The sequence below is a fragment of the Shewanella sp. SP2S2-4 genome (assembly GCF_031932025.1).
In the GTDB taxonomy this organism is placed as follows: Bacteria; Pseudomonadota; Gammaproteobacteria; order Enterobacterales; family Shewanellaceae; genus Shewanella; species Shewanella baltica.
This window is the reverse complement of record NZ_JAUOER010000004.1, coordinates 143,970-168,093: the sequence shown is the minus strand read 5'-3', so window position 1 is coordinate 168,093 and position 24,124 is coordinate 143,970. Positions and strand designations below refer to the sequence as shown.

Genomic DNA, 24,124 nt, shown 5'->3' with positions numbered 1-24,124 from the left:
GAGGTTGCACTCAACGTATAAGGATATTGACATGATTTCTACCGTGTTAACCGACCGCGTCAGGGTTTTCCTCAATCGGTTTCGCCATCGACTTTGGGTGAAACCACTGCTTGTTTGCCTATTATCGATTGCAGTCGCCTTCGTTGCAAAATTGGCAGATGGTACTGAGCTTGTTGAGATTGCACCTAAGGTGTCATCGGCCTCCATCGAGGCGCTGTTATCCGTTATGGCTTCCAGCATGCTGGTTATCGCCACTTTTTCCGTGGGTTCTATGGTCTCGGCCTATGCTTCGGCGGCTAACACGGCAACACCACGTTCATTTATTTTAGTTGTCGCCGATGATGCCTCTCAAAATGCGCTATCGACCTTTGTTGGGGCATTTATCTTCAGTATTGTGGCACTCACTGCGGTTAAAAATGATTACTTTCAAACTGCGGGTCTGTTTATCCTCTTCCTGCTGACCACGTTTATTTTTGGCATGGTGATCTTTACCTTTGTACGTTGGGTGGATCGCATAGCTCGTCTTGGCCGCATGGCAACCACAATTGAGAAAGTTGAAAAGGCGGCGGCAGATGCCCTGACACGGCGACGCAATACCCCACATCTTGGCGGCGTTTCAGTGCGTCCCCAAGCGCGTGGACGAGCCGTGTACGCGGCTAACGTCGGTTATGTTCAGTACATTAATATTGCCGCGATACAGCGCTGGGCAGAGAAAAACGAGGTGCGAGTCGTGATTGCAGCCTTGCCGGGCACGTTCGCCACGCCCAATCGACCATTGGCATACATTAGCGCCGATGGTGCGGAGCAGACTGAGATTGATTGCACCTGTGTTGCCGAGTCATTCCAGATTGGTGATACCCGTCTTTTTGACGACGATCCGAGATTTGGGTTGGTGGTACTGTCGGAAATCGCTGGCCGCGCCTTATCACCCGCGGTCAATGACCCTGGTACGGCCATTTGCATTATAGGCACACTGGTACGGCTGTTTACCCTATGGGGTGAACCCGCAGCAGTTGATGATAAACCCGCGCCAGAGTGCGATCGCATTGAAGTCCCTCACGTTTATGTGCAGGACATGTTTGATGATGCGTTTACCGCGATAGCCAGAGACGGCGCGGGAGTGGTGGAAGTCGCTGTACGGCTACAAAAAGCGCTTGAATCGTTAGCATCCAGCGGTGACGGGGAAATACGTGCGGCCGCTGAGTACCACGGGCGGCTGGCACTTAAGCGTTCACAAAAGGTGCTTGATATTGAAGAGGACTTACAAGCCGTACAAGACGCCGCCAAGTTTGCCGAGTCAGCAGCTTCGTCTAACACTTAACGAGACATTTATTATCTCATCGTGCTGTGTATCCGTTTGTTGTTTCTTTCTATTCTGTCAGCACTTTTTGACATTCGGTTTACACACTAGATAAGCGCAATCGATATAAATCGCACATCCTTGCCGATATTTTGACTAGACTTCAAACGTAGGGTTAATTCGAGGGGAAGACTATGGACTTAATTAAGATTCGTGACCATATGGATCGTCAGCCCGTGTTACTGCGCGCGAATATGTCGCTGGCGACCGCGGTCGAAAAGCTGTTAGATAACAATAAAATGGGTGCTGCAGTGGTTGATGATGCGGGTGATTTGGTGGGCTTTTTATCCCAGCAGGATTGTCTGGCTGTGATGATCAAGAGTAGCTATCACTGCGATATGACATCAGTGGTGAAGGACTGTATGCGTACTGAAGTGCTGTTTGTCGGGCCTGATGACAGTATTTTGCAACTCGCCGAACAAATGCTCGGGCCTAAACCTAAGGTGTATCCTGTGGTTGAACACGGTAAAGTGATAGGCACGATAAATCGCACTAATGTGCTCAAAGCGATGAATATCTATATGCAACAATGCTATCTGTCACCGGTTTAATCTGAGCCGCTGTGGACATAATCTGACACCCTTTATCCTGAGTGCAGAGTAAATTAGCAATACCATTGCGCCACTTTCCTTGCTAGGATCGCCGTTTTTGATGCTAGCAATGGAATTTGGATTTGAACTCAGACAAACATCCGCTATCGAACGCCTTTCTTAATCTTTGTTATCAGGCTGATGCGTCTAGGATCCGTCGTCGTTTATTTAAGCTCAATAAAGAAGCCGACTCAGATAAAAAAACCCAAGTCTTAGCCCAGCTGAGTGAGCAAGCGCAGGCGGCGTTTGAGAAGGTTGAGCAGCGCCGTAACGCTCGCCCTAAAATCCAATATCCTGAAAACCTTCCCGTTTCTTTGATGCGCGATGACATTGCACGCGCGATTGCAGGCAATCAAGTGGTGATCATTGCCGGTGAAACGGGCTCGGGTAAAACCACGCAGCTTCCCAAAATTTGTTTAGAACTCGGCTTAGGTTGCCGTGGCATGATTGGCCACACCCAGCCAAGACGATTGGCTGCGCGCAGCGTGGCGAGCCGAGTTGCTGAAGAATTACAAAGCCCGCTCGGTGAAGTGGTCGGCTTTAAAGTGCGGTTTGCCGATGCGCTTAAGAGTGACTCGTATATTAAGTTGATGACCGACGGTATTTTACTGGCGGAATTGACCTCAGATCGCAATCTCGACCAATACGATACCATCATCATAGATGAGGCCCACGAGCGCAGCCTCAACATCGATTTTATTCTGGGCTACCTTAAACAGATCCTTAAAAGACGCCCCGATCTCAAAGTCATCATCACGTCGGCGACCATAGACGTTGAGCGTTTTTCTAAGCATTTCAACAATGCGCCGATTATCGAAGTGTCGGGCCGTACCTTTCCGGTCGAAACCCGTTACCGACCCTTAGTGCAAGATAGCGATGCCGATTTAGATCAAATTGAAGGCATTTTTGCCGCCGTCGATGAGCTGGTGGCCGAAGGGCTGGGCGACATTCTGATCTTTATGAACGGCGAGCGGGAAATTCGCGATACGGCCGAACAATTAAGTCGGCGTAATTACCGCGATACCGAAATTTTGCCGCTGTACGCGCGTTTGTCCTATGGCGAGCAGTCCAAAGTCTTCAGTAGTCACAGAGGTCGGCGGATTGTACTAGCGACGAACGTGGCGGAAACCTCGCTGACTGTGCCGGGTATTCGCTACGTTATCGACCCAGGTACAGCGCGCATTAGCCGCTATAGCTACCGCACTAAGGTGCAACGTTTACCGATTGAACCTATCTCTCAGGCGAGCGCCAATCAGCGTCAAGGCCGTTGTGGTCGTGTGGGACCGGGTATTTGTATTCGTTTGTACGATGAGGCGGATTTTAATAATCGTCCGGCGTTTACCGATCCTGAAATTCTGCGCACTAACTTGGCCTCGGTCATTTTGCAGATGCTCGCCATCGGTTTAGGTGATATCGGCGGCTTCCCGTTTATCGAGCCACCCGATCCACGCCATATCCGCGACGGTTTCTTGCTGCTCGAAGAATTACAAGCGGTTGAGAGCAAACACGGCAAGCTAGTATTGACACCACTTGGGCGTAATCTGGCGCAAATTCCTGTGGATCCGCGTTTGGCGCGTATGGTGGTCGAGAGTCAGCAGTTAGGCTGTTTGAACGAAGTGCTGGTGATTGCTGCGGGCTTATCGATTCAAGATCCCCGTGAGCGTCCGATGGAGAAGAAGCAAGCCAGTGATGAAGCTCATCGCCGTTTTGCCGATCCCAGTTCCGATTTCGTCAGTTGGATTAACCTGTGGCAGCACTTAAAAGATCAGCAAAAAGAGTTATCTGCTAGTCAGTTCCGTAAAAAATGCCGCGATGAGTATTTGGCCTATTTGCGCGTTCGCGAGTGGCAGGATTTATACGCCCAACTTAAACAAGCCGTACACGATTTAAAATGGCGCTTAAACGATACGCCCCCAAGTTACGATACCTTGCACCGTGCGCTGTTGTCGGGCTTGTTGAGCCATGTTGGTTTTAAAGATAACAATAACGAGTATTTAGGTGCGCGTAATCGTAAATTCTTTGTGTTTCCCGGTTCGCCGTTGGCCAAAAAAGGCCCTAAGTGGATCATGGCCGCTGAGCTTACCGAAACATCGCGCTTATTCGCCCGCTGCTGCGCCAAAATTGAACCCGAATGGCTAGAGCCCTTAGCGGCGCATTTGATTAAGAAAAGCTATGTAGAGCCCCATTTTGAGGCAAAACCTGGCAGCGTTATCGCCCTTGAGAATCAAGTGCTCTATGGCTTGACGGTTGTACACCGTCGCAAAGTGCAATACGGCCCCATCGATCCCGTTGAAGCGCGTGAGATTTTTATCCGCAGCGCCTTGGCAGAAGGGCAGTTGCAAACCCAAGAAGCGTTTTTTGTCGCTAACCAAAAGCTGCTCGAAGACATTGAATCCCTCGAGCATAAATCCCGTCGCCGCGATATTTTGGTGGACGAGCAAGTGTTGGTGGATTTTTACGAGCCGCGGATCCCCGAGGGGATTTACAACGCCCAGCTGTTTTTCGGCTGGTGGAAAAAAGCCAAGCGCGAGCAACCGGATTTACTCGATTTCAGCAAAGCGCTGTTAATGCAGCGCAATGCCGACCATATTTCGACCTTGGATTTCCCCGATACATGGCACAAGGGCAATTTGCGCCTGCAGCTGAGTTATCACTTTGAACCCGCTGCGGCGGATGACGGCGTGTCGGTGCACATTCCGGTGGCGCTGCTCAATCAAATCGACGATAGCGATTTTGATTGGTTAGTGGCTGGGCTGAGGGAAGAAAAGTGCATCGCGCTGATCAAATCTTTGCCTAAGAGTTTACGACGTAACTTTGTGCCAGCGCCTGACTATGCCCGCGCTTGTGTGCAGGCCATGGTGCCTTTTAGTGCCAGTTTGCTTGAAGCCATGTGCAAGCAATTATTGCGCATGAGTGGCACGCGTATATCGCCGGAAGATTTTGATTTAACGCAACTGCCCGCGCATTTGCAGATGAACTTTAAAATCGAAGACGATAAACACAACTTAGTGGCTGAAGGTCGGGTGCTCGATACCTTAAAAGCCGAGTTGCAGGGCGTGGTGGCGAAGGCCATTCGTCAGGTGGCGGATAAAGGCATAGAGCAAGAAGCGTTAACCGAGTGGTCCTTTGGCGATTTGCCGCAGCAATATCAACAGCAAAAAGGCAATTACCAAGTACGGGCGTTTCCGGCACTAATCGATAAAAAAGACAGTGTTGCGATCAAATTATTTGATGATGAATTTGAAGCCCTAGATGCTCATCGCCAAGGTCTGCGACGCTTATTGCTGTTAAACATTCCATCACCGGTAAAACATTTGCAGCAAGCTTTGCCAAATAAAGCAAAATTGGCGATGTATTTCAATCCCTTTGGTCAAGTGCAAATCTTGATTGATGACATAATTGCCGCCGCTGTGCAGCAATTATTGGATGAAAAAGCCCTCGATGTGCGTAATCAAGCCCAATTTGAGCAGGCAAAGGATTGGGTTCGCCAAGAGCTCAACCCGACAGCAGAGCAAATTGCCCTGAAGGTTGAGCAGATTTTGACCTTATACCAGAGCATTAAAAAGCGTCTCAAGGGCAAAATTAGCTTAGATATCGCTTTTGCTATGAGTGATATTCAAAGCCAATTAGACAAATTAGTGTTTAAAGGGTTTGTTGAATCCTGCGGTTGGAATCGTTTAGCCGATGTGGCGCGTTACTTAAAAGCGATTGAAATCCGTGTCGAGAAGTTACCTGTCGATCCAACTCGTGACCGTTTGCATATGCAGAGTATTAACAAGGTGCAGGAAGCATTGAATGCACAATTGGCGAAAGTGCCACGATCGCAGCCGACACCGCCCGCGTTAATTGAAGCGCGCTGGATGATTGAAGAGTATCGTGTTTCCTGTTTTGCGCAGGTGTTAGGCACGGCTTATCCGATATCTGAAAAACGCATTTTGAATCATATCCAACAAGTATAAAAATATGAGGTCAGTGAATTTATTATTTACGACTCAATAGTTGTTATTCTTGGTTATCTCATTACGCCGCTAAGCTTACTTAGCGGCGTTTTTACTTTGTGGTTTTAGTCGTTCTCGTTTTGCGGTCACTAACTTACCTGAGCAAACAACATTTAATCTCGAAACGTCAACACGCCCTAATCAGTTTGCTTTACTCCTTTGGAGATATTTAGCGCTAATTTTAAACATTCACCTTGCTAAAAAACTGATCTTTGACCATGTTTTAGCCACACCTTAATAACTTCTTTGTCCGAATTCACCTCATTACAATCTAGTAAATCGTTTACAAACCATGAGCTAGTTAAATCTATCGCCAAATTGATGATCTGGATCAAGCATCATCAGCTTTACCAATTTGGAGGTATACAGTTTGTTAACAACTAAAAGGTATGATGTTTGAGTGAGTTAAAGATGCAACGGATATACATAAAACCTGCCGCTGACGCTTGTTCCAGCGCGAAAAAATGGCAGGAACACACCTCTTGGAGGATGCATGAGTGCTAGCACCGCAGAAGAAAAATCCTTAGAACTGAAAATTTTTATCTTTTTAACCGTATTTCTCGCACCGTTATTGTCCGTGCTGCTGGTCAGTGGCTTGGGCTTTGCAATTTGGTTTAGTCAGATCCTGACTGGACCGCCGGGAGCGGGTTAATCACTTTATTATCAAATATTAGACAAAGAGTGGAATGTCGGATGAGCAAAGAACTCCATATCACCAGTTTAGTGGTGCAGGTCTTACCGCAGAAAATGGCAGATGTTAGACAAGAGATCATGACCATTGAAAATGCCGAACTTTCCGTCAACAACGAAGTGAAATTGGTCGTGGTTATCGAAGGTGAGACTCAGCGCGCCTTGATGGACTGCATAGAAGCGATCAATGCCATTCCGGGTGTGTTATCCGCCACTATGGTTTACCACCAGAGTGAAACGCTCGAAGAGGGTGAAGAATGAATATGAACAGACGTGACTTTATTAAGGCCAACGCGGTGATCGCCGCTGCAGGGGCCGCAGGTTTAGCCTTGCCCGCTGGCGCAAGTAACCTGATAACCAGCTCAGAACAAACCAAATTAGAGTGGAACAAGGCGCCTTGCCGTTTCTGTGGTACGGGCTGCTCTGTGATTGTCGCCACTCGCGATGGCAAAGTGGTGGCCACCCATGGCGATGCCAACAGTGAAGTGAACCGTGGCCTTAACTGTATCAAGGGTTATTTCCTATCGAAAATCATGTATGGCAGCGATCGCTTAACCACGCCCATGCTGCGAATGACCGATGGCAAATACGACAAGCACGGCGAGTTTTCGCCGATAAGCTGGGACAGCGCCTTCGATATCATGGCGCAAAAATGGAAAGAGACCATTAAAGCCAAGGGCCCAACCGCTGTGGGCATGTTTGGTTCGGGCCAATGGACTGTGTGGGAAGGTTACGCCGCCGTTAAGTTGATGAAGGCGGGCTTTGGCTCTAACAATATCGACCCTAATGCGCGTCATTGTATGGCGTCGGCCGTGGTCGGTTTTATGCGCACTTTCGGTATCGATGAGCCAATGGGCTGCTATGACGATATGGAAGCCGCCGATGCGTTTGTGCTTTGGGGCTCGAACATGGCCGAAATGCACCCGATCCTGTGGAGCCGCGTGACCGACAGACGCTTGAGTGAACCTCATGTTAAAGTGGCCGTGTTATCGACTTTCCAGCATCGCTCCTTCGATCTGGCAGATTTACCGATAGTGTTCACCCCGCAAACCGATTTGGCTATGTTGAACTTTATTGCTAACTATATTATTCAAAACGATAAAGTGAACTGGGATTTCGTGAAGAAACACGTAAATTTCCGCCAAGGCACGACTGATATCGGCTACGGTTTACGTCCGACTCATCCGCTTGAACAGAAAGCCAAAAACGTCAAAACGGCGGGGGATTCAACGCCAATCGATTTTGAAGCCTTCAAAGCCTTTGTTGCCGAATACACAGTCGAGAAAGTCAGTAAACTGTCTGGCGTGCCAGAAGATAAGCTGATCGAATTGGCTAAGCTGTATGCTGATCCTAATACGAAAGTGACGTCATTCTGGACCATGGGCTTTAACCAACATACACGTGGTGTGTGGTGTAACAACCTGATTTACAACATCCATTTATTAACAGGTAAGATTTCTACCCCTGGCAACAGTCCGTTCTCGCTGACAGGTCAGCCATCGGCCTGTGGCACGGCCCGTGAAGTCGGGACTTTCTCTCACCGTTTACCTGCGGACATGGTGGTGACCAATCCCGAGCACAGAAAACATGCTGAAGAAACGTGGAAAATTCCAAGCGGTATCATACCGCCTAAACCCGGTTATCATGCTGTCGAGCAGAATCGCCGCCTGAAAGACGGTGACTTGAACTGCTATTGGGTGCAAGTGAACAACAATATGCAGGCGGGGCCGAACATTAACGAAGAAGGGCTACCGGGTTACCGTAACCCTGCCAACTTTATCGTGGTGTCCGATGCTTATCCCACAGTTACCACTCAAGCCGCCGATTTGATCTTGCCCACTGCTATGTGGGTTGAGAAAGAGGGGGCTTACGGTAATGCCGAGCGCCGTACTCAGTTCTGGCATCAAATGGTGCAAGCGCCGGGTGAGTCGCATTCGGATCTGTGGCAGCTGATGGAGTTTGCGAAACGTTTCACCACAGATGAAGTGTGGCCAAAAGATGTGTTAGCCGCTAATCCAGAGTTTAAGGGCAAAACCCTATTCGAAGTTCTGTACCAAAACGGCAATGTTGATAAGTTCCCGTTGACGGATGCGGATCCTAAGTATCTGAACGATGAAGCGAAACATTTTGGTTTCTATGTGCAAAAAGGCCTGTTTGAAGAATACGCCTCCTTTGGACGCGGTCATGGCCACGACTTAGCACCATTTGATGCTTATCACGAGGCCCATGGTCTGCGTTGGCCTGTGGTGGATGGCAAGGAAACCAAGTGGCGTTTCCGTGAGGGTAGCGATCCTTATGTTAAAGCAGGTAAGGGTTTTGAGTTTTACGGTAAACCAGATGGCCGTGCGGTGATCTTTGCGCTGCCCTATGAACCCGCCGCTGAGTCGCCAGACGAAGAATATGATATTTGGTTATCGACGGGCCGAGTACTGGAACATTGGCATTCGGGTTCTATGACCCAACGTGTGCCTGAGCTTTATCGTGCCTTCCCCGATGCCGTGTGTTTTATGCATCCAGAAGATGCCAAGAAACGCGGTTTGCGCCGTGGTGACGAAATTCGTGTGGTGTCACGACGGGGTGAAATTAAGACCCGAGTTGAAACCCGTGGCCGTAATAAACCGCCTGTGGGCTTAGTGTTTGTGCCTTGGTTTGATGCTAGCCAGCTCATTAATAAAGTCACTTTAGATGCGACAGATCCCCTGTCAAAACAAACTGACTTTAAAAAATGTGCGGTGAAGATCGTCAAGGTTTAAGGAGAACACGATGAAAACCCTAAAATTAGTTTCAGTGATCGGTTTACTGGCCTTTGGCGCATTAATGATGACAAGTGTATCTGCCGCCAGTATTCCCGAAGATAAAATTGATACCCTGCGCCAAGCGCCTATCAATGTCGAGCCGACGCCGCCAGCGATGCAAAACGTGCGTAATACCGATGTGAAGGAAGTGCGTAACTATCCCATGCAGCCGCCCGTGATCCCGCACAAAATTGACGGCTATCAGCTCGATCTTAAAGTGAATAAGTGTATGGCCTGTCATGCTCGCAGTCGCATCGGGGATTCCCAAGCACCTATGGTCAGTGTCACGCACTATATGGACAGGGATAATAACTTCTTAGCCGAATTATCGCCGCGTCGATATTTCTGTACTCAGTGTCATGTGCCGCAGTTAGATGCCAAATTACTGCTCGAAAACGACTTTGTAGACATGGAACATCTGATCAAAACCAACGCTGAGCAGAAAAAACACTAGGAGTTAGCATGTTAGATAAACTGAAAAAAATCTGGCAGGTACTCAATCGTCCGAGTGTGCATTACAGTTTAGGTTTTTTGACCTTAGGTGGCTTTGTGGCTGGGGTGATTTTCTGGGGCGGCTTTAACACTGCCCTTGAAGCTACCAACAAGGAAGCCTTCTGTATCGGTTGCCATGAGATGGAAAATAACGTCTATCAAGAGTTACAGACAACGATTCATTTCACTAACCGCAGTGGTGTGCGGGCAACTTGCCCAGATTGCCATGTACCACATAACTGGACAGATAAGATCGCCCGTAAGATGCAGGCATCTAAGGAAGTGTGGGGTAAGGTTTTCGGCACGATTAACACCCGAGAAAAGTTTGAAAGTAAACGGCGTGAGTTAGCTGAGCATGAGTGGGCGCGGTTAAAGGCCAATGACTCGCTCGAGTGCCGTAACTGCCATAACTTTACGTACATGGACTTTACCCGCCAATCACCCAGAGCGGCGCAGATGCACTCAACGTCACTGGCGAGCGGCGAAAAGACCTGTATCGATTGCCACAAGGGGATTGCTCACCATCTCCCCGATATGGCAGGTGTGAAGGGCTTCTAATCTTAAACAGAGTGAGACCTCGTGTGGCTTAGCGCGACTTAGGCTCGTGTTAGTTTTACTTGATGTTGCTTATGCTCAGTGTTGCTTAGTGTTATTTAAGGTTAGTTAGATATCTCCAGCCAAAGGCCAAGCATACCTGCTTGGCCTTTTTATTGATTGTAATGGCAGCATGGCATTGCGACTTCACTTGGTAGTTGGCATGCTGAGATAACGTTTAAGCGATTGATTTTGTTTATGAGAGTCTGACGGGGTTTTATTCAGTTCACTGTACAGGATACAATCGACATTATGGAAAGGCCGCTATGGAAAATACCATTACGCAGGAGGCGATGATGAATGAACAACTTGAAAAACTCTTAGAAGACATCGGTTTTATGAGCCCGAGCTTGCTTGAAATCGTCCAGGGCGTGCGCCAAACCGTTAAAGCCACTGCCGCCTTATCCTCGCTCGATATCACTGAAACTGTTAAATATGGTGGAATACTCTTTAGCACGAAGAGCGCTTTTGGTGGGGTGTTTGCCTATAAACAGCATGTGTCATTGGAGTTTAGCTTGGGCGCAAACTTTAGCGATCCACACAAGGTGCTCGAAGGCAGTGGCAAATTTCGCCGCCATATCAAGTTAACCTCAATCGATGAAATCGCAGCTAAACACGTGGCGGAATATATCACGCAGGCGCTGCATCAAGCGGATAAGTAACAAGCGAATGAGTGGATGTTTCGCTTTATGATGTTAGGTAATAGTGTTAGGCATTAGTGTTGGGTCGTGATGATAATTTATGGTGCTAACTCATGGTATTAGTTCAGAGTATTAGCTCAGCATGCTAGCAAAAGCGCAGAAACAAAAAAGGAGCTGAATATTCAGCTCCTTTTCGTTTTGCTAAGGCGCAGTAGCGACGCCTTAGCTTAATTCTAATGTTGAGCTTGTTACTCCAAAGAGTCACACGCCCAATCAAAAGGATATTAGAAGTTCGCAGTGCGCGGTGCACGTGGGAATGGGATAACATCACGAATGTTATTAACGCCCGTCACGTAAGACACTAAACGCTCGAACCCTAGACCAAAACCTGCGTGTGGCACTGTGCCATAACGGCGCATATCACGGTACCACCAGTAATCTTCTTGGTTTAGATCCATTTCAGCTAAACGCATATCCAGCACGTCTAAACGCTCTTCACGTTGAGAACCACCGATGATTTCACCGATACCTGGGGCTAACACGTCCATCGCGGCAACGGTTTTACCGTCATCGTTTAAGCGCATGTAGAAGGCTTTGATATCTTTCGGATAGTTCTTCACTACCACAGGGGCTTTGAAGTGTTCTTCGGCTAAGTAACGCTCATGCTCAGAAGATAAGTCGATACCCCAAGACACTGGGAACTCGAAGGTTCTGCCACAGTTTTGCAGAATTTCAACCGCATCTGTGTAATCCACTTGTGCAAAATCGCTTGAAACGAAAGATTGCAGACGGTCGATCACTGTCTTATCAACGTGCTGGGCGAAGAAGGTTAAATCGTCCATACGCTCAGTCAATACGGCATTGAATGCGTATTTCAACATCGCTTCGGCAAGGCCAGCGATGTCGTTTAAGTTAGCGAAGGCCACTTCAGGCTCAACCATCCAGAATTCCGCTAAGTGGCGGCTAGTGTTTGAGTTTTCAGCACGGAAAGTCGGGCCAAAGGTATACACTTTTGACAGTGCACAGGCGTAGGTTTCAGCGTTCAACTGACCAGATACGGTTAGGAAAGCTTCTTTACCGAAGAAATCTTTATCGTAATCGACTTTACCTGCTTCAGTACGCGGCAGGTTTTCCATATCTAAGGTCGATACGCGGAACATCTCACCGGCACCTTCACAATCTGATGCAGTAATCAGTGGGGTAGATACCCAAATAAAGCCTTCTTCGTGGTAGAAGCGGTGAATCGCTTGGGATAAACAGTTACGCACGCGGGCAACGGCACCAATAATGTTAGTGCGTGGGCGTAAGTGCGCTAATTCGCGTAAATGTTCAATCGAGTGACGCTTAGCGGCCATTGGGTAAGTGTCTGGATCATCAACCCAGCCAGCAACTTCAAGTTCAGTCACTTGCAGTTCAAATGCTTGGCCTGCGCCTGGAGATTCCACCACGTCACCTGTCATCACAACAGAACAACCCGCAGTCAGCTTTAACACTTCGTTGTCGTAATTATCTAAGCTATTGGGCACGACGCCTTGGATAGGATTAAAGCAAGAGCCGTCATAAACAGCTAAAAAAGAGATGCCGGCTTTAGAGTCACGACGGGTTCTGACCCAGCCACGAACTGTGACTTTAGAACCGACGGCGTGCTCACCTTTAAATACAGATGCGACAGATGCGATGCTCATTGTTGCTTAATTCTCCAACGAAACGTTTTATATGAAAATTTTGGAGGTTTATATTACCTTGCTGGTGGCTTTTCTCAAGCTGAAAAAGGTATCCTGAGGTTAATATTACCGATATTTAGCGATATCGTGAGTTAAACGGCGGGAGGCAGTATGAGTAAAGTTAGAATATTTCAAATTATCCTCGCGACATTATCCATTTTAGGCTGGGCGTTGGCCGTCTATGCGTTATTAGTGTTCGGTGATGCGAGGCCTGACCGCGAAGTCGGCGATTATTTAAGCCGTGGCGCGACATTCAGAGTTCATTGGGATCCACACGAAACCCAGTTATTACAGTATTTGATTTGGACCTGTGGCGGCATTAGTTTAGTCAGTTTAGCGTTTAACTATTATGTCGCCCACCATAGCCGTATGGGTTATTGGTTTAACATTCCCATGTTGCTGTTAACCTCGATTGTCGCCGGTTTGTATATTCACTTGGTGGTTTAAGCTATCCATTCTTTGGCTAATTTAACAGTTTGGCTTTTTAACGGTTTAGCGATGGCAAATGAAGTCAGAGAATATCGGCAGGAATGCTTAACTGGCGGCACAGATGGTCGATAATGGCCGCGGTCGCGCCCCAAATAAAGCGTTGTTGATAGGGGATGAAATGCACGCTGTAGTAGCGCCCTTGGCGTAAAAAGCGTTTTTGGTGGCGATTGCTCGGCTCAATAAAAAAGCTTAATGGCACAGTAAAGCAATCGGCTACCTCACCGGGATCGAGTTTCCAATCAAATGCCTGCTTGATAATGCCGACCACTGGCGTGATTTCAAATCCGGTAAAGGTATTGTGGGCCGGAAATGTGCCCACCACATCGACGTTATACCGCGATAATCCAATTTCCTCTTCAGCTTCCCTTAACGCCGCCGCAATCGCATCGACATCGTAGGGCTCAATTTTACCGCCGGGGAAACTGATCTGCCCCGGATGGGCGCGAAGGTGCATGGGTCTTTGGGTTAAAATCAGATTCAGTTCACCGTTGATATCCAGCAGTGGGATCAACACCGCAGCTTTGCGCAGTCCAAGGTGTGGGAAGGCCGCCGGATCTTGCAGCGCTAAAGGGTGCAGATTAAATCTGAGTCTAAATTCCGCTTGATCCATCGACGTTCTCGTTACTGTTTAGTCTTAAAGCTTACGGCTTTTGCGGCTCTGCGCCAAGCAAAGGTAAAATACGGCTGATCTTATCGAAGGTTTCTTGGTATTCAGCATTCACTTCTGAATCCGCCACTATGCCGCCGCCCGCCCAGCAATAGAGTTTCCCCTGCTCAGCCACAATAGTGCGAATGGTGATACTGGTATCCATTTGGCTATCTTGGCTGATATAACCCATAGAACCACAGTACAGACTGCGTCGTGAAGGTTCGAGTTCTTCGATAATTTCCATGGCACGGATTTTCGGTGCGCCGGTGATTGAGCCGCCGGGGAACGCCGCGCGCAGCAAATCGCTGGCGCTGTACTTAGCATCAAGCTTAGCCGTCACTGTACTGACAAGGTGATGCACGGCAGGAAAGCTTTCAATCTCAAACAGATGCGGTACACGTACCGAACCAGCAGTTGCCACTTTGCCGATATCATTACGCAGCAAATCGACAATCATGACGTTTTCGGCGCGATCCTTTGGCGAGCTGGCAAGGGTGCTCGCGGATTTGGCGTCGAGCGTTGGATCCGCGTGGCGCGGCAGCGTGCCTTTGATGGGTTTAGTCTGAATATCATCACCGCGAAGTTGAATAAAGCGCTCGGGTGAAATCGATAAAATCGCATTTTGCGGTAAACGCATAAAGGCCGAGAAGGGTGCTTTATTGGCATTGCGCAGTTGGCAATAAGCCGACCATTCGTCGCCTTGATAGTCAGCTTCAAATCTTTGGGTTAAATTTATTTGATAGCAATCGCCGCTGTGCAAATAGGTTTGTACTGCCTCAAATTTGGCCGTGTATTGGGCTTTATCGATTTGTGCAGTCCATGGGCATGTGAGCATGAATTCGGCGGTATTTGGCTTATGCGCCATTTTCGCTTGAATTTTATTCAATTCAATGTCGAGTGCTGCTTCACCTAAATAGTGCAATAAATGCCAACACTGGGCTTGGTAATCATAAACTAACGCCCAGTCGTAAAAGCCGATGTTCATCTCTGGCAGTTGAATATCTTGCTGAGCGCTTGTTGGCAGGGATTCGATGCGACGGCCTAAGTCGTAACTAAAGCTGCCCATGGCGCCGCCACTGAAGGGCAGATCGCAATCAAAAGATTTTGAATACCAATGATTTAATAAAGTGTTGAGCAGGTCGAAGGGATCACGGTTTGGGTCCATCGCCTCGGGTAAGCTCAAGCTCGTATCGATGAGCTTTATATCGCTACGCTCGCCCTGAGTCACTAATGTTGCTATGGGATTGGCGCAAATGATGTCGAATCTGGCATCCTGATGCGGCGCGTTCGCCGAATCTAACAGGATTGCCCACGGGTCATTGGCAAAGTGTTCGAACAGTGCTGCGGTGCTTAATGTCCAGTCAAGTTGGCGTAATGCAAGCTGTTTTGACGCCCTAATTGCCATCGATTAACCCTATTCAAAATGTGATGTAGCCCAAAAAGATGGGAAAGAGTATCATATTGGCCCAGAAAGAATTACACAAAAAACAAGTTAGGCCGCAAAGGCTGCTGGAGCGCTCCTACTATGTCATCTAACCATGAAATGTCTGTCAATTCTGTGATTAAGCAAGCCGACTTTATTGAAAGTGTGGCGGATGCTTTGCAATACATCTCTTATTACCACCCGAAGGATTTTGTTGATGCCATGAGCCAAGCTTATGAGCGTGAACAAAGTGCTGCGGCGAAGGATGCGATTGCCCAGATCTTAATTAACTCGCGTATGTCGGCCGAAGGCAAGCGTCCTCTGTGTCAAGACACTGGGATTGTGACCACCTTCGTTAAAGTGGGTATGGGTGTCCAATGGGACAAAACCGATATGACAATTCAGGAAATGGTCGACGAAGGTGTTCGTCGTGCCTATACCAATCCTGATAACCCTCTGCGTGCATCAATAGTGTCAGATCCTGCGGGCAGCCGTAAAAATACCAAAGATAACACGCCATCTGTGGTGCATATCGACATGGTGCCAGGCAACCATATCGAAGTGGCGATTGCGGCTAAAGGCGGCGGCAGTGAAAATAAAGCTAAGATGGTGATGTTAAACCCATCAGATGATATCGCCGCTTGGGTAGAAAAAACGTTACCGACTATGGGTGCTGGCTGGTGTCCACCGGGTATGCTGGGTATCGGCATTGGCGGCACGGCAGAAAAAGCCGCCGTATTAGCCAAAGAAGCGCTGATGGAAAGCGTGGATATCCATGAGTTGATGGCCCGTGGCGCGCAAACAACCGAAGAAAAGCTGCGTTTAGACATTTTTGAGCGCGCGAACAACTTAGGCATAGGTGCCCAAGGTCTTGGCGGTTTAACCACAGTGTTAGACGTTAAAATCAAATCGGCGCCCACCCACGCGGCTTCAAAGCCTGTGGTGATGATCCCTAACTGTGCAGCGACTCGCCACGTACATTTCCATTTAGATGGCTCAGGTCCAGCTGAATTGACGCCACCATCATTGTCAGATTGGCCAGAAATCACCCGTGAAGTGGGTGATGATGTGCGCCGTGTTAACTTAGATACTGTGACTCAAGCGGATATCGAGCAGTGGCAGAGCGGTGAAACTATTCTGCTGAGCGGTAAAATGCTCACAGGTCGTGATGCGGCCCATAAGCGCATTCAAAGCCTAATCGAAAGTGGTGAAGGTCTGCCAGAAGGCGTGGACTTTACTGGCAAGTTTATTTACTACGTTGGCCCCGTTGATCCAGTCGGTACTGAAGTTGTCGGTCCTGCAGGCCCAACTACAGCAACCCGTATGGATAAATTCACAGACTTAATGTTAGAAAAAACAGGCTTGATGGGCATGATAGGTAAAGCTGAGCGCGGCCCTGCGACAGTTGAATCAATCAAAAAACACAAAGCGGTATATCTGATGGCCGTTGGCGGCGCTGCGTATTTAGTGTCAAAAGCGATTAAACATTCTCGCGTCGTGGCCTTTGCCGATTTAGGCATGGAAGCGATTTACGAGTTTGACGTGCAAGATATGCCAGTGACTGTGGCTGTGGATTCAAACGGCGTGAACGCCCATGAAACTGGCCCAGCAATTTGGAAAGTGAATATCGCCAACGCGAAAGCCTAAGTGGGAGTGAAGCTAAGGCATTAGCGGATTGAACTTGATGGCTTTTTAAGCAAAGCAGTTTAAGTTTGCGCTCTGATATCGGTTGCTTCGGTAATCTGATATCAGTTCCTTAGACAAATCGTTGCGCCACTGACATTTTGTCACAAAAAAATACGCTCAGGTTCGCCATTTGGCTTGCCTGAGCGTTTTTGTTTCGATAGTGTGGCAAGCTTATCTTCAAAAGATACGATCTCAGATCGTTTTTAACATTCGTGTTTGCAGCAATGATGATTATCGAATATTTGCAAGCCTCGAACCTGTTCAACAAAAGACGGACATAACAATGAAAATAGCTCCTCTCCTATTCGCGCTCGGCGCCGCAGGCTTGGCCTTATCTGCCCAAGCGGCCGATCCAACGCCTTTTACTGTGCAACAACTCATTAAACTCAATAAGATGCATTCTGCGACAGTGTCCCACGATGGCACTAAATTAGTTTATGGTCTTAAAACGGTAAACGATAAGGGAGAGGGCAGTTCTGATCTGTATCTATTGGATCTGACTGACACGAAAGCGAAACCGTTACAACTGACCTCTGCTGCGGGCACTGAGCACGATGTGAGTTTTGCCACTGACGACAAATCGATTTATTTTCTTGCCGGTCGTAGCGGTTCAAGCCAGCTATTCCAACTGCCATTAACGGGCGGTGAAGCGGTTCAAGTTTCTGATTTACCTTTGGATATAGATGGTTACAAACTATCAAACGACGGTAAACAAGTTGTACTCAGCATGCGTGTATTCCCAGAGTGTAAGGATTTAGCCTGCTCAAAGGATAAATTTACCGCTGAATCTGAGCGTAAATCGACGGGGCGCGAATACAAGCAGTTAATGGTCCGCCACTGGGACACTTGGGAAGATCACGCCCGTAGCCACTTATTTGTTGGCGCAGTCAACGGTGAGAAACTGACTAAAGTTGTTGATGTCACCCAAGGTTTAGACACTGAAACGCCGCCAAAACCATTCTCGGGTATGGAAGAAGTGACCTTCACCCCAGACGGTAAATTCGTCGTTTATAGCGCTAAAGCGCCGAGCAAAGATCAAGCTTGGACCACTAACTATGATTTGTGGCAAGTGCCTGTTACTGGCGGCACTGCAACGAACTTGACCAAAGATAATCTCGCATGGGATGCGCAGCCAACGTTTTCGAGCGATGGTCGTTACATGGCCTATTTAGCGATGAAGAAGCCGGGTTTTGAAGCGGATCGCTATGGCATCATGCTGCGCGATACTACCACTGGCCAAACTAAAGAAGTGGCGCCATTGTGGGATCGTAGCCCAAGCTCACTGATGTTTGCCCCTGACAATCGTACCTTGTACGTCACGGCGCAAGACATAGGCCAAGTGTCTATTTTCCAAGTGAATACTCAATTTGGCGATGTGCGTTCTATCTACAGCGATGGCACAAACAGCTTAATTGCGGTCACTAACGATGAACTGATTTTCGATAGCAAAACCTTAGTTGAGCCGGGCGATCTCTACAGTATCACCACAGATGGTCAAGGCCTTAAGCGCCTGACTGAAGTGAACAAAGACAAACTGGCCGAGATCAAGTTCGGTAAGTTTGAACAGTTCAGCTTCAAGGGTTGGAATAACGAAGACGTCTACGGTTACTGGATCAAACCTGCTAACTTCCAAGAAGGTAAAAAATACCCGATTGCCTACTTAGTACATGGCGGACCGCAGGGTTCATTTGGTAATGCCTTCAGCGGTCGATGGAACGCGCAGTTATGGGCGGGTGCAGGCTATGGCGTTGTTATGGTTGATTTCCACGGCTCTACTGGTTACGGCCAAGCCTTTACGGATTCTATCAGCCAAGATTGGGGCGGTAAGCCATTAGAAGATCTGCAAAAAGGCCTAGCGGCAGTGAGCCAACAACAAAAATGGCTCGATCCGCAAAACGCCTGTGCACTCGGTGGTTCTTACGGCGGCTACATGATGAACTGGATCCAAGGTAACTGGAACGATGGTTTCAAGTGTCTTGTTGACCACGCTGGCCTGTTCGACATGCGTTCTATGTACCATGTGACCGAAGAATTATGGTTCCCAGAGTATGAATTTGGCGGCACTTACTCAGATAACAAAGCCTTATATGAGAAGTTTAACCCAGTGAATTATGTGGAAAACTGGAAAACGCCCATGTTGGTTATCCACGGCGAGAAAGACTTCCGTGTTCCTTATGATCAAGGTTTAGCGGCCTTTAGCTTTATGCAGCGTAAAGGTATTCCATCTGAGTTGTTGATTTTCCCAGATGAAAACCACTGGATCTTAAAACCTGAAAACTTAGAGCAATGGTATGCCAATGTGTTAGGTTGGATGGACCGCTGGACTAAGCAGTAACTGCTAGCACAATAACAGACTGTTGAATGACAGACTGTTTAATAACAAACAGTGAATGACAGTTTAATAAAAGACGTAAGGCTCGCCCTGATAGGGTTATCATCGGCGAGTCGTTTGATGTGATTAACTATTAAAGTGTTTTACGCGAAGCGTCTTTTGTTCAAGCGTCTTAAAAAGCCAGGACTCTGTTCTGGCTTTTTATTGCGTCATGTAATGGATTTATTTTTAATCAAGGAGTTAAGATGAATATTCGAGCCGCAACCTTAGCTGATATCCCTGAAATAAGCGAATTGCTCACTCAGTTAACCCAAGACTTTATCGCTCCAACATGCACTGAAGAGGGCGCTGCAATCTTAGTGAATGCCATGTCGATTGAAGCGATTGGTAGCTACTTTGCTATGGGTTATCAGTATCATGTCGCCATAACGGACTCGGGCCAACTTGCAGGTGTAGTGGGGATGAAGGCGAATAGTCACTTATATCATCTTTTTGTTGCCTCCCATGCGCAGGGACAAGGCGTAGCGCGAATGTTATGGGAACATGCAAAAACTCAATGTTTAGCCCAAGGCAATCCGGGCGTATTTACCGTGAACTCGGCGCTGAATGCACAAGCTGTGTACTTAGGCTTTGGCTTTGTGCCCCTTGGACCCGAGCGAGAGCGCGGCGGGATCCGCGATATTCCCATGCAGTTGACGCTTTGAGTCGGCTGTACTCATTTATCATCCAAACACGAGCACTATCATCCGACTGAATAGCAATTCAACGAAAAAGCTTGAGCGAAAAGAACTTGAACGAACAGAACTTGAATAAAAAGAGCTGGAATAAAAAGAACTTTACCGAATAGAACTAAAAATAGAGGAATTATGGCAAATTTAACATTTTATCCCATCGGCACCGCTGGCGAGAAATGGGGCGAGACTGAAAAAGCCGCATGGCTGGCGAGCACCCAAATCAAGCGTTCATATCAGGATGATGTAGTGACGCCACTCAAGGCGATGGAAGAAGAGCTGTCTGCGCTTGGGCTTGGCATTGTGCAATATGGCGCTTTGTCGATTAACGCCGAGCGTTACCCATTATTTGCGGTAAAAAGCCAGCAGTTTGATCCACAAAAGCCAAACGTGCTGGTGACTGGCGGCGTGCATGGTTACGAGACCAGCGGTGTGCATGGCGCATTGGCCTTTTTAACGAATGAAGCGGCGAATTACGTGCAACAGGTGAACTTAGTAGTTGCCGTGTGCGTGAGTCCTTGGGGTTACGAGACTATTAATCGCTGGAATCCAAAGGCTATCGATCCAAACCGTTCATTCTATGCCAACAGCCCAGCAGAAGAATCGACGGCCTTGATGGCTTTAGTTGCTTCCGTTACTTCAGTTGAGCAAGGTTTTGATGTGCATGTGGATTTACATGAAACCACAGATTCAGATGAGTTAGAGTTTCGCCCAGCGCTTTGCGCCCGCGATGGCATTGAATATGACAAAGGCACTATCCCAGATGGCTTTTATGCTGTGGGTGATACCGAACATTCAATGGATGCCTTCCAAAAAGCGATTATCGATGGCGTGAGCAAAGTGACGCACATTGCTCCTGCCGACGAGAAAGGCGAGATCATTGGCTCGACTGTGGTGCAGCACGGGGTGATTAACTATCCGCTTAAGTCATTAGGGCTTTGCAGCAGTGTCACGGGTTGTATCTATAACACAACGACAGAAGTGTACCCAGATAGCCCAACAGCCACGCCTGCCGAATGTAATCTGGCGCAGGTTGCGGCCATCACCAGCGCCATCGATTATGTTCTGGCGCAGCGTTAGTCGTTGTTTGTTGTGATGACCATTTTAGTGATATTAGGTTTATGAATGATTAGTTTAGTGATCGTAAGTTGAGTTAGCGGCTAGTGAAGTGATTTTACGTGCGATCGATTAATGCATCGACTCCTTAATTAGGTCATTCACGGAACATCACACAGTAAAAAGCCCTCATTCGAGGGCTTTTTCATTTATGTCGCGCTGCGTTTATTTAGCACACGCTTAGCATAGTTAGGCGATGGCCTAGTTGTTATCGCTATAGTCACGGCCATAATAGCTATCGAGGAACAGTTGTTTCAGCTCGTTAATCAAGGGGTAACGTGGGTTGGCACCGGTACATTGATCATCGAACGCATCTTCGGCTAATTCATCTAACTTGGCGAGGAAGTCGGCTTCGTTGACGCCGGCTTCTTGGATAGAAGCAGGAAAGCCAATCGTCTTCTTGAGGTGTGTGATTTTCTCAAGCAATTTTTCGACTTTTTCTTCATCCGTTTTTCCGCCTAGTTTCAAGTGATCTGCGATGGCAGCATAACGGCACAGGGCTTTTGGCCTGTCGTATTGGCTAAAGGCCGCTTGCTTAGTGGGCAGATCCGTTGCGTTAAAGCGTATTACGTTATTGATCAGCAGCGCATTGGCTAAACCGTGGGCGAGATGGAACTCTGCGCCCAGTTTGTGCGCCATTGAGTGGCAAATCCCGAGGAAAGCGTTAGCAAAGGCGATACCTGCGATGGTGGCGCCATTGTGGACTTTTTCACGGGCGACGGGTGACTGTGAGCCCAAGTTGTACGCATCGGGTAAATATTTGCACAGTAAGTCGAGGGCTTGCAGTGCTTGGCCGTCGCTGTATTCGTTCGCCATCACGCTGACATAGGCTTCAAGAGCATGGGTCACCGCATCTATGCCACCAAAGGCGGTCAGAGATTTAGGCATGTCCATCACTAGGTTAGGATCAACAATCGCCATGTTGGGCGTGAGTTGATAATCGGCAATCGGGTATTTTTTACCGGTAATTTCGTCTGTCACTACCGCAAAAGGCGTGACTTCTGAACCTGTGCCTGAAGTGGTTGGAATAGCCACCATCATGGCTTTGGTGCCCATTTTAGGGAATTTGTAGATACGTTTACGAATGTCCATAAAGCGCAGCGCCAAATCGGCAAAATCCACATCGGGATGCTCGTACATCACCCAAATAATCTTCGCCGCATCCATTGGTGAGCCGCCGCCGAGCGCAATAATCACATCGGGTTTAAAGCTTTGGGCCACCTTAGCGCCTTGACGGACTATGGCTAGAGTGGGGTCGGCTTCAACATCGTAAAAGATTTCGGTTTCAAGGCCTTGGGCCTTTAAAATCCGTATGGTTTCGTCGCAATAACCGTGGTTAAACAAAAATCTGTCGGTGATGATCAGCGCGCGTTTTTTATCGCTCAGTTCTTCGAGTGCGATGGGTAAACTGCCGCGGCGGAAATAGATAGATGCAGGAAGCTTGTGCCACAACATGTTTTCGGCCCTCTTAGCGACGGTTTTTTTGTTGATCAGATGGCTCGGGCCAACGTTTTCTGAAATCGAGTTGCCACCCCAAGAACCACAGCCTAACGTCAGCGAAGGCGCTAGTTTGAAGTTGTATAGATCGCCAATCCCGCCCTGTGAGGCTGGGGTGTTGATTAAGATACGCGCCGTTTTCATTCTAAAACCAAAGGCATGTAAACGTTCGGTTTGGGTATCTTGGTCGGTATAAAGCCCTGAAGTGTGACCAATGCCGCCAAGTGCGACTAAGGCTTCGGCTTTATCCATGGCATCGTTAAAGTCTATGGCGCGGTACATGCCAAGCAGTGGCGATAATTTTTCATGGGCGAAGGCTTCGCTGTCGCAAATGTCGGTGACTTCACCTATCAGAACCTTAGTCCAGTGCGGCACTTCAAAACCCGCCATTTGCGCGATACTGGCGGCGCTTTGGCCAACGATATCGGCATTCAAACCGCCATTTTTTAAAATGACCTGCTGCATCGCCGCGGTTTCATCCTTCGATAGCATGTAGCCACCGTGAGAGATAAAGCGCTCTTTTACTTGCTCATAAATACTGTCAACCACAATCACAGCTTGTTCTGAGGCACAGACCACGCCGTTATCGAAGGTTTTTGACATGAGAATCGAACTGACTGCGCGTTTGATGTCGGCGGTTTCATCGATAACAATAGGCGTGTTACCCGCACCTACGCCAATCGCGGGTTTACCGGAAGAGTAGGCGGCTTTCACCATGCCAGGGCCACCAGTTGCGAGGATCAAATTGACTTTAGGGTGAGTCATCAATTGATTCGACAGTGCGACACTGGGCTCATCAATCCAGCCAATAATGTCTTTAGGCGCACCCGCAGCTATGGCAGCATCCAGCACTAACTTTGCCGCAGTTGTGGTTGAAACTTTGGCCCTAGGATGGGGCGAGAAGATAATTGCGTTACGGGTTTTAAGGCTGATTAAGGCCTTAAATATCGCGGTCGATGTTGGGTTCGTGGTCGGTACTATGCCACAAATGATGCCCACAGGTTCGGCAATGGTGATAGTGCCGAAGGTGACGTCTTCAGATAAAATCCCGCAGGTTTTTTCATCTTTGTATTTGTTATAAATGTACTCAGAGGCAAAGTGGTTTTTGATCACTTTGTCTTCAACGACACCCATGCGAGTTTCTGCTGCGGCCATTTTCGCCAGCGAGATACGCGCATCGGCAGCGGCAAGGGCAGCTGCGCGGAAAATTTTATCGACTTGCGCTTGGCTGAATGTCGCATACTCGGCTTGTGCTTTCGCTACACGCTCGACCATGAGATCCAGTTCTTGTGCATTGGTCACTGTCATGATTAATAC

18 protein-coding genes are annotated in these 24,124 nt (G+C 48.1%); 14 read left to right on the top strand and 4 right to left on the bottom strand.

All coding sequences use genetic code 11. From position 1 onward, the window contains the following. Positions 1–31: 31 nt before the first annotated feature. The 9 genes from Q4Q54_RS05415 to Q4Q54_RS05375 all read left to right on the top strand — a co-directional run bounded on the left by Q4Q54_RS05415 (position 32) and on the right by Q4Q54_RS05375 (position 11,181). On the top strand, positions 32–1,321 hold the full coding sequence (locus tag Q4Q54_RS05415) for a DUF2254 domain-containing protein (RefSeq protein ID WP_311987916.1): 1,290 nt from the start codon (positions 32–34) through the stop codon (positions 1,319–1,321). A 173-nt stretch (positions 1,322–1,494) separates the two neighbouring features. Further along, entirely contained in the window at positions 1,495–1,911 is a 417-nt protein-coding gene (locus Q4Q54_RS05410) for a CBS domain-containing protein (protein ID WP_006081403.1), read from the top strand. A 122-nt stretch (positions 1,912–2,033) separates the two neighbouring features. Continuing rightward, on the top strand, positions 2,034–5,909 hold the full coding sequence (gene hrpA / locus Q4Q54_RS05405; protein WP_409438280.1) for an ATP-dependent RNA helicase HrpA: 3,876 nt from the start codon (positions 2,034–2,036) through the stop codon (positions 5,907–5,909). 532 nt (positions 5,910–6,441) lie between these two features. After that, positions 6,442–6,600 carry a nitrate reductase gene (locus tag Q4Q54_RS05400; RefSeq protein ID WP_028760147.1) on the top strand — a complete coding sequence of 53 codons (159 nt, stop codon included), beginning with the start codon at positions 6,442–6,444 and terminating at the stop codon, positions 6,598–6,600. A 41-nt stretch (positions 6,601–6,641) separates the two neighbouring features. Continuing rightward, positions 6,642–6,899: a chaperone NapD gene (locus Q4Q54_RS05395; RefSeq protein WP_006086429.1), complete on the top strand. Its 258-nt coding sequence runs from the start codon at positions 6,642–6,644 to the stop codon at positions 6,897–6,899. Positions 6,900–6,901: 2 nt separating this feature from the next. Then, positions 6,902–9,391: a nitrate reductase catalytic subunit NapA gene (gene napA / locus Q4Q54_RS05390; protein ID WP_220593040.1), complete on the top strand. Its 2,490-nt coding sequence runs from the start codon at positions 6,902–6,904 to the stop codon at positions 9,389–9,391. Positions 9,392–9,401: 10 nt separating this feature from the next. After that, on the top strand, positions 9,402–9,887 hold the full coding sequence (locus Q4Q54_RS05385) for a nitrate reductase cytochrome c-type subunit (RefSeq protein WP_311987914.1): 486 nt from the start codon (positions 9,402–9,404) through the stop codon (positions 9,885–9,887). A gap of 8 nt (positions 9,888–9,895) precedes the next feature. Next, entirely contained in the window at positions 9,896–10,483 is a 588-nt protein-coding gene (locus tag Q4Q54_RS05380; protein ID WP_259582965.1) for a cytochrome c3 family protein, read from the top strand. A 332-nt stretch (positions 10,484–10,815) separates the two neighbouring features. Continuing rightward, positions 10,816–11,181, top strand: coding sequence for a DUF1801 domain-containing protein (locus tag Q4Q54_RS05375; protein ID WP_310795218.1), 366 nt, complete (start codon positions 10,816–10,818; stop codon positions 11,179–11,181). Between the two features lie 263 nt (positions 11,182–11,444). Here the strand turns inward: Q4Q54_RS05375 and asnS are convergent, their stop codons facing one another. After that, a complete protein-coding gene (gene asnS, locus Q4Q54_RS05370; protein WP_105252305.1) occupies positions 11,445–12,845 on the bottom strand; it encodes an asparagine--tRNA ligase in 1,401 nt (466 codons plus the stop codon). A 150-nt stretch (positions 12,846–12,995) separates the two neighbouring features. Here asnS and Q4Q54_RS05365 point away from each other — a divergent pair, with 150 nt between their 5' ends. After that, positions 12,996–13,331, top strand: coding sequence for a hypothetical protein (locus Q4Q54_RS05365; protein WP_006081412.1), 336 nt, complete (start codon positions 12,996–12,998; stop codon positions 13,329–13,331). Between the two features lie 64 nt (positions 13,332–13,395). On the opposite strand, the gene Q4Q54_RS05360 is transcribed toward Q4Q54_RS05365, so the two are convergent. Both Q4Q54_RS05360 and pabB read right to left on the bottom strand, forming a co-directional pair. Continuing rightward, positions 13,396–13,983, bottom strand: coding sequence for a CoA pyrophosphatase (locus Q4Q54_RS05360; RefSeq protein ID WP_063882784.1), 588 nt, complete (start codon positions 13,981–13,983; stop codon positions 13,396–13,398). Positions 13,984–14,014: 31 nt separating this feature from the next. Further along, a complete protein-coding gene (gene pabB / locus Q4Q54_RS05355) occupies positions 14,015–15,427 on the bottom strand; it encodes an aminodeoxychorismate synthase component I (RefSeq protein ID WP_063882782.1) in 1,413 nt (470 codons plus the stop codon). Between the two features lie 120 nt (positions 15,428–15,547). On the opposite strand from pabB, the gene Q4Q54_RS05350 reads away from it, so the two are divergent. The 4 genes from Q4Q54_RS05350 (at position 15,548) to Q4Q54_RS05335 (ending at position 21,274) form a co-directional block, all read left to right on the top strand. Beyond that, on the top strand, positions 15,548–17,092 hold the full coding sequence (locus tag Q4Q54_RS05350) for a fumarate hydratase (RefSeq protein ID WP_006081415.1): 1,545 nt from the start codon (positions 15,548–15,550) through the stop codon (positions 17,090–17,092). Between the two features lie 322 nt (positions 17,093–17,414). Beyond that, complete coding sequence (locus Q4Q54_RS05345) at positions 17,415–19,466, top strand: S9 family peptidase (RefSeq protein WP_311987913.1); 2,052 nt, start codon at positions 17,415–17,417, stop codon at positions 19,464–19,466. A gap of 242 nt (positions 19,467–19,708) precedes the next feature. After that, positions 19,709–20,167 carry a GNAT family N-acetyltransferase gene (locus Q4Q54_RS05340; RefSeq protein WP_106650363.1) on the top strand — a complete coding sequence of 153 codons (459 nt, stop codon included), beginning with the start codon at positions 19,709–19,711 and terminating at the stop codon, positions 20,165–20,167. Between the two features lie 162 nt (positions 20,168–20,329). Beyond that, a complete protein-coding gene (locus Q4Q54_RS05335) occupies positions 20,330–21,274 on the top strand; it encodes a M14 family metallocarboxypeptidase (RefSeq protein WP_311987912.1) in 945 nt (314 codons plus the stop codon). A 237-nt stretch (positions 21,275–21,511) separates the two neighbouring features. Here the strand turns inward: Q4Q54_RS05335 and adhE are convergent, their stop codons facing one another. Continuing rightward, positions 21,512–24,115, bottom strand: a complete 2,604-nt coding sequence (adhE, locus tag Q4Q54_RS05330) for a bifunctional acetaldehyde-CoA/alcohol dehydrogenase (RefSeq protein WP_311987911.1) — start codon at positions 24,113–24,115, stop codon at positions 21,512–21,514. Positions 24,116–24,124 lie beyond the last annotated feature (9 nt).

Excerpts from the sequence above, each read along its gene's own strand:
- Q4Q54_RS05415 (WP_311987916.1), top strand. The coding sequence starts at position 32 with ATGATTTCTACCGTGTTAACCGACCGCGTCAGGGTTTTCCTCAATCGG.
- Q4Q54_RS05410 (WP_006081403.1), top strand. The coding sequence starts at position 1,495 with ATGGACTTAATTAAGATTCGTGACCATATGGATCGTCAGCCCGTGTTA.
- Q4Q54_RS05400 (WP_028760147.1), top strand. The coding sequence starts at position 6,442 with ATGAGTGCTAGCACCGCAGAAGAAAAATCCTTAGAACTGAAAATTTTT.
- Q4Q54_RS05395 (WP_006086429.1), top strand. The coding sequence starts at position 6,642 with ATGAGCAAAGAACTCCATATCACCAGTTTAGTGGTGCAGGTCTTACCG.
- napA (WP_220593040.1), top strand. The coding sequence starts at position 6,902 with ATGAACAGACGTGACTTTATTAAGGCCAACGCGGTGATCGCCGCTGCA.
- Q4Q54_RS05385 (WP_311987914.1), top strand. The coding sequence starts at position 9,402 with ATGAAAACCCTAAAATTAGTTTCAGTGATCGGTTTACTGGCCTTTGGC.
- Q4Q54_RS05380 (WP_259582965.1), top strand. The coding sequence starts at position 9,896 with ATGTTAGATAAACTGAAAAAAATCTGGCAGGTACTCAATCGTCCGAGT.
- Q4Q54_RS05375 (WP_310795218.1), top strand. The coding sequence starts at position 10,816 with ATGAATGAACAACTTGAAAAACTCTTAGAAGACATCGGTTTTATGAGC.
- asnS (WP_105252305.1), bottom strand. The coding sequence starts at position 12,845 with ATGAGCATCGCATCTGTCGCATCTGTATTTAAAGGTGAGCACGCCGTC.
- Q4Q54_RS05365 (WP_006081412.1), top strand. The coding sequence starts at position 12,996 with ATGAGTAAAGTTAGAATATTTCAAATTATCCTCGCGACATTATCCATT.
- Q4Q54_RS05360 (WP_063882784.1), bottom strand. The coding sequence starts at position 13,983 with ATGGATCAAGCGGAATTTAGACTCAGATTTAATCTGCACCCTTTAGCG.
- pabB (WP_063882782.1), bottom strand. The coding sequence starts at position 15,427 with ATGGCAATTAGGGCGTCAAAACAGCTTGCATTACGCCAACTTGACTGG.
- Q4Q54_RS05350 (WP_006081415.1), top strand. The coding sequence starts at position 15,548 with ATGTCATCTAACCATGAAATGTCTGTCAATTCTGTGATTAAGCAAGCC.
- Q4Q54_RS05345 (WP_311987913.1), top strand. The coding sequence starts at position 17,415 with ATGAAAATAGCTCCTCTCCTATTCGCGCTCGGCGCCGCAGGCTTGGCC.
- Q4Q54_RS05340 (WP_106650363.1), top strand. The coding sequence starts at position 19,709 with ATGAATATTCGAGCCGCAACCTTAGCTGATATCCCTGAAATAAGCGAA.
- Q4Q54_RS05335 (WP_311987912.1), top strand. The coding sequence starts at position 20,330 with ATGGCAAATTTAACATTTTATCCCATCGGCACCGCTGGCGAGAAATGG.
- adhE (WP_311987911.1), bottom strand. The coding sequence starts at position 24,115 with ATGACAGTGACCAATGCACAAGAACTGGATCTCATGGTCGAGCGTGTA.